This is a genomic window from Pseudomonas sp. PA1(2017), from assembly GCF_001945375.1.
GTDB lineage: Bacteria > Pseudomonadota > Gammaproteobacteria > Pseudomonadales > Pseudomonadaceae > Aquipseudomonas.
The window spans coordinates 69436-81543 of sequence record NZ_MSXU01000003.1 but is presented as its reverse complement, the minus strand read 5'-3'; the positions used below and the strand labels follow the sequence as shown (position 1 = coordinate 81543).

Below are 12108 nucleotides of genomic sequence, written 5' to 3'. Positions count from 1 at the left end.
ATTCCCTGCGTCCTCCGCCTAGCCTGGCGAGATTTTTCGCAGCAACGCGGCTTGCGCGGTAGTGTCAACAGGCCCTAGGGCTTGGCAGTCAGTCGGCCGACCGTTTGCCGACGCGCCGGCGCCACAGGTAGATCGCCAGTGCGACTGCCGCCAGCACGGCCAGCGCCATCGCGCTGGTGCCCAGGTCGTGCTCCAGCAACGAATCGCCCAGCACCACGAAGGCCCCGGCATACAGGCCGGTGATCGTCCCGGACACCGCGAAGTAGATCCAGAAGGGCACGCCAGCCATGCCCAGCAGGTAATGCTTGATGAAGATCGGAACGCCCGGGGCCAGTTTGACCAGGAGCGTGAAGCGCAGCGCGCCCTTTCCTTCTTCGAAGTCCGGAATGTCGTAGCGGGTGCGCTCCAGCAGCCGGGTCAGCCAGGGGCGCAGGCCGCTGCGGGCGATCCAGTAGCAGACCAGCAGATTGGCTGACAGGGCGATGGCGCTACCGGTGAGCCCCACGAAGGTGCCGAAGGTCGCGCCGGCAACGATGAAGAACGGTGTGATCGGCACGCCCAGCGCAGGCAGCAGGGCCATGGCCAGAAAGAAGGGCACCACGCCGGCTTCTTCGCGCCAGGCGATGAATGCCTGATGATCCCAGGCGTTCCAGATGAGCACGGCGAGTACCAGCAAGGTGGCCGCGCCCAGCGCACGGCGGGCCCAGATGGCGGGCGTCGAGCGCCGGAGATGCTTGGGTGAGGGTGATTGCATGGTGGCCCTTGTAAGGTCGTACGGCTGACTCGACCTCAGGCGAGCCCAGGACGGCGGGCAGCCGCAGGCGATCGAGTGGCGCAGCATAGGGACAAGGGTTGGGCACGGACAAGGGCGGCGCCTGAGCGAGGCGCCACCATTTCGTCACATTCTGCGTCTATAGCGCGAAAGGCAATGCCAGGCTGACCTGCTGGCGTGCGGCCAAGCGACGTTCGAACTCGCCCGGATCATGGATCAGCACGTCCTGACCGGCGAAGGCCTCGGCAGCGATCAGCCGCGACAGCCAGAAACGCACGCAGGCGATGCGCAGCATGGCCGGCCAGATCTCGGCTTCGGCGGCAGTGAACGGGCGCAGGGCCGCATAGGCGCCCATCACCGCGCGGGCGCGCGCTTCATCCAGGCGGCCTTGCTCGTCCGAGCACCAGTCGTTCACGGTTATCGCCAGGTCGTAGAGCATCGGCCCCGAGCAGGCGTTGTAGAAGTCGATCACGCCGCTCAGGTGGGTGCCTTCGAACATGCAGTTGTCGCGGAACAGGTCGGCGTGCAGGTTGGCGCGCGGCAGTTTGCGCACCTGATCCTGCACGGCGTCGATTTCCGCCAGGGCGCTTTCCAGCAGTGCGGTGGCCTCCGGCGTCTGGTGAGTGGCCAGCACCTTGCCCTCGCGCAGCATCCATTCCAGGCCACGGTCGCTCTTGCGCTGCAGCGGGTGGTCGCGGGTCGCCAGGTGAATGCGCGCCAGCAGCTCGCCGACTTCATGGCAATGCTGGGCGTTGACGTCGCGAATGTGCCTGCCGCTCAGCCGCGGTTGCAACAGCGCCGGCTTGCCGGCCAGGGTGCGTAGCGCCTCGTTGCTGTCGGTTCGCAGGGCATACGGAACCGGCAGCCCTGCGTCATGGAGGATGTCGAGCAGCTCGATGAAGAACGGCAGGTCCTCGCTGGGGCCGCGCTCGATCAGGGTCAGCACGAACTCGCCCTGTTCCAGGCTGACGAAGAAATTGCTGTTCTCGCTACCGGCCTCGATGCCCTGGAAGTCGAGCAGGCGACCGAGCCCGTAGGGCGCGAGAAAGGTTTCCAGTTGCGGACGTTGCAGCGGGGTGAACACCGACATGAATTGACTGCCTTACCAGCTGAAGATTTCCCAGGCCGGAATCAACATATCCGGCGAATCGGAACGCACGAAGTTGCCGTCGCTGCCGTCGGCCCGTACCAGGAAATAGGGTTTGCCACCTTTCGGGGTGACCTTGATGGCGTAGAGGAATCCGTTGACCCGGTATTCCTCCACGGTGCGATCGCCGTCCTGGCGGATGGTTACGTCGGGCTCGGCCGAGGGCGCATCACTGGCCTGCGAGGCGAACGGCACAGCTGCCAGCACGGCAAGCAGGATCAAGCGATTGAATGGTCCCATGGTAACCTTGTCCCTTTGATATCAACGGTGCTTTGTATTCTAGCGCCACGCCCGCCGAAAAGGTTGATTGCCCTCATGAGCCAAGCTCCCCTCGTCCTGGTCGACGGTTCTTCTTATCTGTACCGCGCCTTCCATGCCCTGCCGCCTTTGACCAACTCCAAGGGGCTGCCCACCGGCGCCGTGAAAGGTGTGCTGAACATGCTGCGCAGCCTGCGCCGCCAGTACCCCGACAGCCCCTTCGCGGTGGTGTTCGACGCCAAGGGCGGCACCTTTCGCGACGAGCTGTTCGCCGACTACAAGGCCAACCGCCCGCCGATGCCCGACGAGCTGCGCCTGCAGGTCGAGCCGCTGCACGCCAGTGTGCGCGGCCTCGGGCTGCCGCTGCTGTGCGTGGAGGGCGTGGAAGCCGACGACGTGATCGGCACCCTGGCCCGGCAGAGCGCCGCCGAAGGCCGTGACGTGGTGATCTCGACCGGCGACAAGGACATGGCGCAGCTGGTGTGCAAGCACGTCACCCTGGTCAACACCATGACCGGCAGCGTCTACGACATCGAGGGCGTGAAGGAGAAATTCGGCGTCGGCCCCGAGCTGATCATCGATTACCTGGCGCTGATGGGCGACAAGATCGACAACATTCCCGGCGTGCCGGGCGTCGGCGAGAAGACCGCCTTGGGGCTGCTGGTCGGCGTCGGCGGCGGCCTCGACGTGATCTACGCCAACCTCGACAAGGTGCCCGGCCTGCCGATTCGTGGCGCCAAGACCCTGCCCGCCAAGCTCGAAGAGCACCGCGAGATGGCCTACCTGTCCTACCAACTGGCGACCATCAAGCTGGACGTGCCGCTGGATCTGAACTGCTCGCAACTGATGCCCGGCGAGCCGGACATCGAGGCCCTGACCGCGCTCTACGAACAGCTGGAGTTCAAGGGCTGGCTCGACGAGCTGCTGCGCCAGAACAAGTCTGCCGCACCCAAGACCAAGGCGGCTGCCCGCTCCGAAATGGCGCCGCCTGCTGGCGATTTGTTCAGCGCGACGGCCAGTACTGATGCGGGCGAGGTGCCAGCGGTCCAGGCTGCCGCCACGCCGGCTGCTGGCGAAGATCAGCCATCGGTGGTCACGGGCGAGTACCGCACCATCCTCGACCAAGGCGAGTTCGATACCCTGCTGGAGGACCTCAAGCAGGCCGAACTGATCGCCTTCGATACCGAGACCACCAGCGTCGATGCTCAGCAGGCGCAATTGGTCGGCCTGTCCTTTGCGGTCAAGGCCGGTGAGGCGGTATACGTGCCGGTGGCGCACAGCTACATGGGCGTGCCGCAGCAATTGGACCGCGACGCGGTGCTGCGCGCGCTCAAGCCGATTCTCGAAGATCCGGCCAAGGCCAAGGTCGGCCAGCACGCCAAGTACGACATCAACGTGCTGGCCAATGCCAGCACGCCGATCAACGTACAGGGCGTGGCCTTCGACACCATGCTCGAGTCTTACGTGCTGGACTCCACCGCCACCCGTCACGACATGGACAGCCTTTCGCTCAAGTACCTGGGCCACAGCACCATCCGTTTCGAGGACATCGCCGGCAAGGGCGCCAAGCAGCTGACCTTCGACCAGATCGCCCTCGAGCAGGCCGGGCCGTACGCCGCCGAGGATGCTGACGTGACCCTGCGCCTGCACCAGAACCTGTGGGCGCGCCTGGAAGAGATTCCGAGCCTGGCCGGCGTGCTGCGCGATATCGAGATTCCCCTGGTGCCGGTGCTGGCGCGAATCGAGCGCAATGGCGCGCTGGTCGACGCCAAGCTGCTCGGCGAGCACAGCCAGGAGCTGGGCGAGAAGCTGGTGGCCCTGGAGCGCCAGGCTTTCCAGGTGGCCGGCGAGGAGTTCAACCTCGGCTCGCCCAAGCAGCTGGGCGCCATCCTCTATGAAAAGCTTGGTTTGCCGATCATCAGCAAGACCGCCAAGGGCCAGGCCTCGACCGCCGAAGCGGTGCTCGCCGAACTGGCCGAGCAGGATTACGAGCTGCCCAAGGTACTGATGCAGTACCGCAGCCTGAGCAAGCTCAAGAGCACCTACACCGACCGCCTGCCGGAGCAGATCAACCCGCGCACCGGGCGCATCCACACCAGTTATCAACAGGCCGTGGCATCAACCGGGCGGCTGTCGTCCAGCGACCCGAACCTGCAGAACATCCCGGTGCGCAGCGCCGAAGGCCGGCGCATTCGCCAGGCCTTCGTGGCGCCGAAGGGCTACAAGCTGGTGTCGGCGGACTATTCGCAGATCGAGTTGCGCATCATGGCGCACCTGTCCCGCGACGAAGGGCTGATGAACGCCTTCCGCGATAACCTCGACGTGCACACCGCGACCGCTGCGGAAGTCTTCAAGGTCGAGCTCGATCAGGTCAGCAACGACCAGCGGCGCAGCGCCAAGGCGATCAACTTCGGGCTGATCTATGGCATGGGCGCGCAGAAGCTGGCCAAGGACATCGGCGTCGACGGCAAGACCGCCAAGGCATACATCGAAACCTACTTCACCCGCTACCCAGGCGTGCGCGAGTACATGGACCGCACGCGCCACCAGGCGGCAGAGCAGGGCTACGTGGAAACCCTGTTCGGTCGGCGCCTCTACTTGCCGGCGGTCAAGTCGAGCCGCCCGCAGGAGCGCGCCGGGGCCGAGCGCACGGCGATCAACGCGCCGATGCAGGGCACGGCTGCCGATATCATCAAGAAGGCCATGGTCGCCGTGGATGAGTGGCTGACCGAATCCGGCCTGGATGCCCGGGTGATCCTGCAGGTACACGATGAACTGGTACTCGAGGTTCGCGAGGATCTGGTCGAGCAGGTCAGCGCGCAGATTCGCCCACTGATGGGCGAAACCGTGAAGCTCGATGTGCCGCTGCTGGTCGAGGTCGGCGTGGGCAATAACTGGGATGAAGCACACTGACGCCCATAAAAAAGGGACGCGGCTGCGTCCCGTTATCAGTTAGTACCGTGTGGTCTTAATCGGCATCAAGACCAAACAAAGGAATCTAAGCACCGCTGAACTTTACTTCTGTCCACCCGGTCAGAGTTTGGGAATGGCCCATAAAGCCCTTCGATGCTCCTTTGTTGTGTTAAGTGTTGGCAGACATCTGAACCCCGCCCTAGCGGTTCAGACTCTTAAACCCCGATCTTCTCCCTCCCCATACGAAGTTCGGGGTTTTTTTTGCCTGCAGGAAACTGCCGGCAGCTCCCCATCCCCCAGCCCCTTCCTCGAGCCTAGCCGCTCTTCGCCAGAGCGCAATGCAAAACGCCCCGCGCAAGGCGGGGCGTTGGTAGCCTGGTGTTGAGCGAAGCGATACCCAGGAGACGCTGGTAAGCACCACAACACTCAATCCCGCTCCCGGGTATCGCTATGCTCAACCACGGGCTACGCTACGGGAGTGAGGTTATTCTTGGTGTTGCTCCCCTTCCTCGTCGCCGATCAGGCCCAGCCAGTGACCCAGAACGGTTTGCGCGTCTTCCACGCCGATGCGCTTGGGCGCCGAGAACAGCTGGATGCTGACGTGCTCGCCCCAGCCCTTGCGGATCTCCTGCTGCACCTTGAGCAAAGTGGTCTTCGCCGCGCCGAAGGCCAGCTTGTCGGCCTTGGTCAGCAGGATGTGCATGGGCATGCCGCTGGCGCCGGACCAGTCGAGCATCATGCGGTCGAACTCGGTCAGCGGGTGGCGGATGTCCATCATCAGGATCAGCCCGCGCAGGCTCTCGCGGCTCCCCAGATAGGCTTCGAGGTGCTTCTGCCAGTGTTGCTTGAGCGGAATCGGCACCTTGGCGTAGCCATAGCCGGGCAGGTCGACCAGGCGGCGTTCGTCATCCAGGCGGAAGAAGTTCAGCAGCTGGGTGCGCCCCGGGGTTTTCGAGGTGCGCGCCAGGCTGGCGTGGGTCAGGGTGTTCAGCGCGCTTGACTTGCCGGCGTTGGAGCGCCCGGCGAAGGCGACTTCGTAGCCCTGGTCGTCCGGGCACTGGTCGACCTTGGCGGCGCTGATCAGAAAGGTGGCTTGCTGACACAAGCCGATTGCGGGGTTCTTTGCGTGCATCGGAGTTTCCGGTGGAGGGGCGTGCATCGCGGCAGTCTATCAGGCTGGCGACTCGCTGACCCGCGCCGCCTGACTGCCGCCATGGCACGTCATCTCAAAGTGGTTGCGCCCACAGCGTCACGTCGAGGCGGTACTCGGCGCCCGGGGCGAGAATCAGCGAGTCGTCCAGCACGTTGGCGTGCTCGATGCAGAGCATGCCCTGCCAGGCGTCATCGGCGAATTGCGATAGGCGCCTGGCCTTGTCGATCCATGGGTTCCACACCACCGCCGAGCCCGAGCCCTGGCTGCGCATGAAAATGCGTCGCTTCCAGATGGAGTCGACGATGCTCAACTGCGGCGGCGTCTCGAGGTAGATGCGGTCGGTCTCTCCGGTGAAGGTCACCGCACCTTGCTGGCGTACGGTTTTCCAGTCTTGCAGCGTGTCGACGTAGCTGCAGCCTTCCAGTCCTTCGATGCGCACCTGGCGAATGTCGCTGACCGCGAAATAGGTGTGCAGCGCCTGGCTGATCGGCAGTTCACTGTCGCCCAGGTTGCGGGTGGTCAGGCTCAGCGTCAGGCGATCGCCGAGGTGAATGTCCAACTGCAGCTCGGCGGCATGTGGCCATTCGGCGATCGGCTCGGCAGCGGTGTCGAAAGCGAACGACAGGGTTACGCCGTCTTCTTCGGTATTCAGGCCGATCAACTGCCAGTCACGGTCACGCACCAGACCGTGGGCCGGCGCATCGGCCGGGCGCGCATGGCTGGCGCGGATCGCTTCGGGATTGCGCTGCAGGTCGCCGAACCAGGGCCAGCACACCGGTACACCGCCGCGCACGCTTTTTCCGGCTTCATAGGCCGCCTCGTCGCTGAGCCAGATCAGCGGTTCGCCCTTGGCCGGCTGATAGCGCAGGATCTGCGCGCCCTGTTCGCTGACCACGAGTTCGGCGCCGGCATGCTGGATGCGCCAGCAGGCCAGATCGCCCAGTTGAATGCGTTCGTTCGAGGTGCTCATGGGGGCTGCTCCTGAATAGGTTGGCTGTTGGGCCACGGCGCGGCGGGGAGGTTCGCCAGCGCCATGAAAAACGCCCGTCGAGACGGGCGTTTTGCGTTGCCGCACAGTTTACGAGCCGTAGACCTGGGTCGGAAGCCAGGTGATCAGCGCCGGGAACTGGTAGGCGATGACCAGCATCATCAGCTGGATGATGATGAACGGAATCACCCCGCGGTACATGGTCGCGGTACTCACCGTACGGGGTGTGACGCCGCGCAGGTAGAACAACGAGAAACCCAGGGGCGGGGTGAGGAACGAGGTCTGCAGGTTGAGGGCGATCATCACGCCCAGCCATACCGGGTCCAGGCCCATGGCCAGCAGCACCGGGCCGACGATGGGCACCACCACGAAGATGATCTCGATGAAGTCGAGAATGAAGCCCAGCAGGAAAATCACCAGCATGACCAGGAAGAACGCGCCGAGCACGCCGCCTGGCAACTGCTTGAACACGTCCTCGATCAGCGCTTCACCGCCGAAACCACGGAACACCAGGGAGAACAGCGAGGCGCCGATCAGGATCAGAAACACCATGCTGGAAATTTCCGTGGTGCCCTGGGCTACGCTGCGCAGCTGCGGCAGGCTCAGCTGGCCCTTGAACAGCGCCAGCAGGGTCGCGCCGACGGCACCGATGGCAGCGGCCTCGGTGGGCGTGGCGTAACCGGCGAGAATCGAGCCGAGCACCGCGATGATCAGCGCCAGCGGCGGCACCAGAGAGCCGAGCAGCTTGCCCCATTGCACCTCGCCCAGCTCTTCCTTGGGCACCACGGGCATCTTCTTCGGCTGGAAGATCGCCACCAGAATCAGGTAGACGACGTACAGCACCACCAGCAGCAGACCCGGTATCAGTGCGCCCATGAACAGGTCGCCGACCGATACCGTCTTGGGCGAGAAGATGCCCATGCGCAGCTGCGCCTGCTGGTAGGCGCTGGACATCACATCGCCCAGCAGCACCAGCACGATGGACGGTGGAATGATCTGCCCCAGGGTGCCGGTGGCGGCCAGGGTGCCGGTCGCCACAGCGGGATCGAAGCCGCGCTTGAGCAGGGTCGGCAGGGCCAGCAGGCCCATGGTTACCACCGTGGCGCCGACGATGCCGGTGCTGGCGGCGAGCAATGCGCCTACCAAGCACACCGAAATCGCCAGGCCGCCGCGGATGCCGCCGAACAGGCGCGACATCGACTCGAGCAGGTCTTCGGCGACCTTGGACTTTTCCAGCATCACGCCCATGAACACGAACAGCGGCACGGCCAGCATGGTCTGGTTGTTCATGATGCCGAACAGGCGGTTGGGCAGGGCGCTCAGGTACCCGGCGTCGAAGGTGCCGGTGACCACGCCGATACCGGCGAACAGCAGCGACACCCCGGCCAGGGTGAAGGCCACCGGGTAGCCGCCCATCAACACCAGGCAGATGCTGACGAACAGCAGGATCGACATGACTTCAGCCATGTTTCACCTCCTGCTCCGGCAGCACGCCGCACAACAGGTAGATCGCCTTGATCAGATTGGAAATGCCCTGCAGCGTGAGGCTGACCACCAGCACCAGAATGATGCTCTTCTGCAGGTAGACGAATTTCAGACCCCCCGACTCGCTCGAGCCCTCGCGGGTCGACCAGGAATTGGCCACGTAGTCCCAGCTCGCCCAGCCCAGGAACAGGCACACCGGCAGCAGCAGGAACAGGGTGCCGAGCACCTCCACCAGCGCCTGACGGCGGCCGCTGAACTGCTGGTAGAAGATATCCACACGCACATGGGCGTTACGCTGCAGTGCCCAGGCCGAGGCGCCCATGAACACCAGCGCGTGGGCGTAGAGCACGGCTTCCTGCAGCGCAGTGGCACCCAGGTTCATGCCATAGCGCAGGATCACCACCAGGGCCGTGCCGAGTACCAGAAACAGGGTCAACCAGGAGCAGGCCTGGCCGAAGCGGAAGTTCACGGCGTCGATGACCCGTGCGATCCCCAGAGGAAGTGAAGGCGTATTGGACATGATGCGTCCTTATAGTTATCGAAAAAGAGCGAAAAGCGGGGGATTTTAGGCGGCGCTTCGCGCGTACGGCAATGGCGCCCAGGCCGGTTGGCGCGGTTTGCCGTGATTTGTCGAATGACCTGGAAGCATCGGTCTTGAGCCTTCCGAGGGGACTGATGGCCATTGGCTAGACATGGATTGAAACACTTGCCGATCCTGTCTGGCCGGCGCCCGGTACTAGGATTGGCGCGCGGGGCGGTTGGCGGATCGCCACTGTGCATCGGGCTGGAACGGCCCACGGGTCATTATTACAACAACAAGGAGTTACCTATGAAACGTCGCCAAATACTGGCAGCGGCAGGTGTCGGCATCGCTGCAGGAGCGCTGGTCGGGTGCAAGGAGGAGGCCGGCGCTGCTGACGCGTCCAAGCCGGCCGCCGAGGCCAAGACCTTCAACTGGAAGATGGTCACCTCCTGGCCGAAGAACTTCCCTGGAGTAGGCGTCGGCGCCGAGCGTTTCGCCAAGCTCGTCGAGCAGATGAGCAATGGTCGCCTGAAGATCAAGGTCTACGCCGCCGGTGAGCTGGTGCCGGCTCTCGAAGTGTTCGATGCGGTCTCGCGCGGCACCGCGGAAATGGGCCACGGCGCGCCCTACTACTGGAAGGGCAAGGTGCCTGCCGCGCAGTTCTTCTGCGCCCTGCCGTTCGGCCCCAACGCCCAGGAAATGAACGCCTGGCTGCACTACGGTGGCGGCATCCAGCTCTGGGAAGAGGTCTACAAACCCTACGGTGTGCTGCCGATGGCCTGCGGTGCCACCGGCGTGCAGACCGCCGGCTGGTTCAACAAGGAAATCAACTCGGTCGACGACCTCAAGGGCCTGAAGATGCGCACCCCGGGCCTGGGCGGCGAAGTGCTGACCAAGGTCGGCGGTACCGTGGTGAACATGCCGGCCGGTGAAATCTTCACCGCCCTGCAGACCGGCACCATCGACGCCACCGAGTGGATCGGGCCATACAACGACCAGGCCCTGGGCCTGCACAAAGCGGCCAAGTATTACTACACGCCGGGCTGGCAGGAGCCGAACGTCACCTTCGAGCTGGACGTCAACCTCAAGGCTTGGGAGACCCTGCCGGCGGACCTGCAGGCCATCGTTCGCGCCGCCGCCCGCGACGTCAACGGCGACATGCTCGACGATTACAACGCCAAGAACATGGAAGCCATGGAGCAACTGAAGAAGGACGGCGTCGACGTGCGCCGCCTGCCGGATGACGTGCTCGCCAGGCTCAAGGAAGTCTCGGCCGAGGTGGTTGACGCCACCGCCGCCGCGGATCCTGCCGCGCAAAAGGTCTGGGAGCAGCAGAAGGCCTACCTGCAACGCCTGTACGAGTATGCCGAAGCCAACGAAAAGGATATTTATGCGATTCGCTGATCTTCTGAGTGAAGACAGGAGATGACGGTCGCTGCTTTGGCTTTTCGGTGCTTTTCTGCCACAAGACTTGCAGGCGACACCAATCGCCCCTTCAGGAGGCCGAGTGGAGTCGTTGTGGAGAGGGCCGGGCGGGTAGCCTTGAGCGGCATGGATGCCGCGAGAGCCGCGATGGGCCATGGATGGCCCTTCGTGGGGGGCCGCCTAGGTCGGGCCTTCGGAGCGATGATGGAACGAGGGAACCCCGGCGCAGCCGGGGCCGGATGTCGGGGCTAGACCTTTTGGTTTCTTTTGGCGGGGCCGGCCATCCGGGCAATGCCAAAAGAAACCCGCTCGACAGAGCGGAACCGAGTGTACAAGCAACACGGTAATTCTCGCTTGAGAAGATCAAAAGCTCGCGGCTAAAGCCCTTTCCACTAGGTTTGCGAATATCCGGTCTCGCCACCTGGCAGTCAGAACCGATCAAGCCATCCCGCAGTTAATCAGCTGCAGAAATGACAACGCCGGCTACGAGGCCGGCGTTTTTCGTTTCACGAACCGCGGTCAGGGACGCTTGCGATTGCTGATCATGGTGCCGTTACCCACATCGGTGAAGATCTCCAGCAGCACCGCATTCGGCACGCGACCGTCGATGATGTGCGAGCTGGTCACGCCACCCTGCACCGCTTCCAGGGCGCACTTGATCTTCGGCAGCATGCCGCCGTAAATGGTGCCGTCGGCGATCAGCTCGTTGACCTGCTCGGTGCTCAGCCCGGTCAGCACTTCGCCCTGCTTGTCCATCAGGCCGGCGATGTTGGTCAGCAGCATCAGCTTCTCGGCTTTCAGCGCTTCGGCCACCTTGCCGGCCACCAGGTCGGCGTTGATGTTGTACGACTCGCCTTTGGGGCCTACGCCAATCGGTGCGATCACTGGAATGAAGTCGCCCTTGACCAGCATGTTCAACAGGTCGGTGTTCACCCCGGTGACTTCGCCAACATGGCCGATGTCGATGATTTCCGGCTGGGTCATTTCCGGCGTCTGCCGGCTGACGGTGAGCTTGCGTGCACGGATCAGCTCGGCGTCTTTACCGGTCAGGCCGATGGCGCTGCCGCCATGACGGTTGATCAGGTTGACGATGTCCTTGTTGACCTGGCCGCCGAGCACCATTTCCACCACGTCCATGGTCGCCGCGTCGGTGACGCGCATGCCATCGATGAAGTGGCTTTCGATGCTCAGGCGCTTGAGCAGGTCGCCGATCTGCGGGCCGCCGCCGTGAACCACCACCGGGTTGATGCCCACCGCCTTCATCAGCACGATGTCGCGCGCGAAGCCTTCCTTCAGGTCATCACTTTCCATGGCGTTGCCGCCGTATTTGATCACCAGGGTCTTGCCAACGAAGCGGCGAATGTAGGGCAGTGCTTCGGACAGCACCTTGGCGACGTTGGTGGCGGCTTCACGCTCTAGGGTCATGCGGGGCTCCAGTGCTGGA

10 protein-coding genes are annotated in these 12108 nt (G+C 64.0%); 2 read left to right on the top strand and 8 right to left on the bottom strand.

Annotated features, from left to right (window positions below):
- Nucleotides 1–88: 88 nt before the first annotated feature.
- The 3 genes from BVH01_RS05505 to BVH01_RS05495 form a co-directional block, all read right to left on the bottom strand.
- Complete coding sequence (locus tag BVH01_RS05505) at nucleotides 89–754, bottom strand: TVP38/TMEM64 family protein (RefSeq protein ID WP_075929371.1); 666 nt, start codon at nucleotides 752–754, stop codon at nucleotides 89–91.
- A 157-nt stretch (nucleotides 755–911) separates the two neighbouring features.
- Nucleotides 912–1862, bottom strand: a complete 951-nt coding sequence (locus tag BVH01_RS05500; RefSeq protein ID WP_075929370.1) for a homoserine kinase — start codon at nucleotides 1860–1862, stop codon at nucleotides 912–914.
- Nucleotides 1863–1874: 12 nt separating this feature from the next.
- The gene (locus tag BVH01_RS05495) at nucleotides 1875–2159 is read right to left on the bottom strand and encodes a DUF2782 domain-containing protein (RefSeq protein ID WP_027908543.1); all 285 of its coding nucleotides are present in this window, start codon (nucleotides 2157–2159) and stop codon (nucleotides 1875–1877) included.
- A 75-nt stretch (nucleotides 2160–2234) separates the two neighbouring features.
- Here BVH01_RS05495 and polA point away from each other — a divergent pair, with 75 nt between their 5' ends.
- Nucleotides 2235–5090 (top strand): DNA polymerase I, encoded by a 2856-nt coding sequence (gene polA / locus BVH01_RS05490; RefSeq protein ID WP_075929369.1) that lies wholly within the window; start codon nucleotides 2235–2237, stop codon nucleotides 5088–5090.
- A gap of 484 nt (nucleotides 5091–5574) precedes the next feature.
- On the opposite strand, the gene yihA is transcribed toward polA, so the two are convergent.
- From yihA to BVH01_RS05470, 4 genes are all read right to left on the bottom strand, one after another.
- Nucleotides 5575–6222, bottom strand: a complete 648-nt coding sequence (yihA, locus tag BVH01_RS05485; protein ID WP_075929368.1) for a ribosome biogenesis GTP-binding protein YihA/YsxC — start codon at nucleotides 6220–6222, stop codon at nucleotides 5575–5577.
- Nucleotides 6223–6316: 94 nt separating this feature from the next.
- Complete coding sequence (locus BVH01_RS05480; RefSeq protein WP_075929367.1) at nucleotides 6317–7213, bottom strand: D-hexose-6-phosphate mutarotase; 897 nt, start codon at nucleotides 7211–7213, stop codon at nucleotides 6317–6319.
- A 108-nt stretch (nucleotides 7214–7321) separates the two neighbouring features.
- On the bottom strand, nucleotides 7322–8698 hold the full coding sequence (locus tag BVH01_RS05475; RefSeq protein WP_075929366.1) for a TRAP transporter large permease subunit: 1377 nt from the start codon (nucleotides 8696–8698) through the stop codon (nucleotides 7322–7324).
- On the bottom strand, nucleotides 8691–9236 hold the full coding sequence (locus BVH01_RS05470) for a TRAP transporter small permease subunit (RefSeq protein ID WP_027908548.1): 546 nt from the start codon (nucleotides 9234–9236) through the stop codon (nucleotides 8691–8693). Before BVH01_RS05470 ends, BVH01_RS05475 begins: the two co-directional genes overlap by 8 nt.
- Before the next feature lie 309 nt (nucleotides 9237–9545).
- On the opposite strand from BVH01_RS05470, the gene BVH01_RS05465 reads away from it, so the two are divergent.
- The gene (locus tag BVH01_RS05465) at nucleotides 9546–10643 is read left to right on the top strand and encodes a TRAP transporter substrate-binding protein (RefSeq protein WP_075929365.1); all 1098 of its coding nucleotides are present in this window, start codon (nucleotides 9546–9548) and stop codon (nucleotides 10641–10643) included.
- A gap of 540 nt (nucleotides 10644–11183) precedes the next feature.
- Here BVH01_RS05465 and argB read toward each other — a convergent pair.
- Complete coding sequence (gene argB, locus BVH01_RS05460; protein WP_027908549.1) at nucleotides 11184–12089, bottom strand: acetylglutamate kinase; 906 nt, start codon at nucleotides 12087–12089, stop codon at nucleotides 11184–11186.
- Between the last annotated feature and the right edge of the window lie 19 nt (nucleotides 12090–12108).

What these genes read in the sequence shown, in the direction of transcription:
- BVH01_RS05505 (WP_075929371.1), bottom strand. Translation starts at nt 754, where the DNA reads ATGCAATCACCCTCACCCAAGCATCTCCGGCGCTCGACGCCCGCCATC.
- BVH01_RS05500 (WP_075929370.1), bottom strand. Translation starts at nt 1,862, where the DNA reads ATGTCGGTGTTCACCCCGCTGCAACGTCCGCAACTGGAAACCTTTCTC.
- BVH01_RS05495 (WP_027908543.1), bottom strand. Translation starts at nt 2,159, where the DNA reads ATGGGACCATTCAATCGCTTGATCCTGCTTGCCGTGCTGGCAGCTGTG.
- polA (WP_075929369.1), top strand. Translation starts at nt 2,235, where the DNA reads ATGAGCCAAGCTCCCCTCGTCCTGGTCGACGGTTCTTCTTATCTGTAC.
- yihA (WP_075929368.1), bottom strand. Translation starts at nt 6,222, where the DNA reads ATGCACGCAAAGAACCCCGCAATCGGCTTGTGTCAGCAAGCCACCTTT.
- BVH01_RS05480 (WP_075929367.1), bottom strand. Translation starts at nt 7,213, where the DNA reads ATGAGCACCTCGAACGAACGCATTCAACTGGGCGATCTGGCCTGCTGG.
- BVH01_RS05475 (WP_075929366.1), bottom strand. Translation starts at nt 8,698, where the DNA reads ATGGCTGAAGTCATGTCGATCCTGCTGTTCGTCAGCATCTGCCTGGTG.
- BVH01_RS05470 (WP_027908548.1), bottom strand. Translation starts at nt 9,236, where the DNA reads ATGTCCAATACGCCTTCACTTCCTCTGGGGATCGCACGGGTCATCGAC.
- BVH01_RS05465 (WP_075929365.1), top strand. Translation starts at nt 9,546, where the DNA reads ATGAAACGTCGCCAAATACTGGCAGCGGCAGGTGTCGGCATCGCTGCA.
- argB (WP_027908549.1), bottom strand. Translation starts at nt 12,089, where the DNA reads ATGACCCTAGAGCGTGAAGCCGCCACCAACGTCGCCAAGGTGCTGTCC.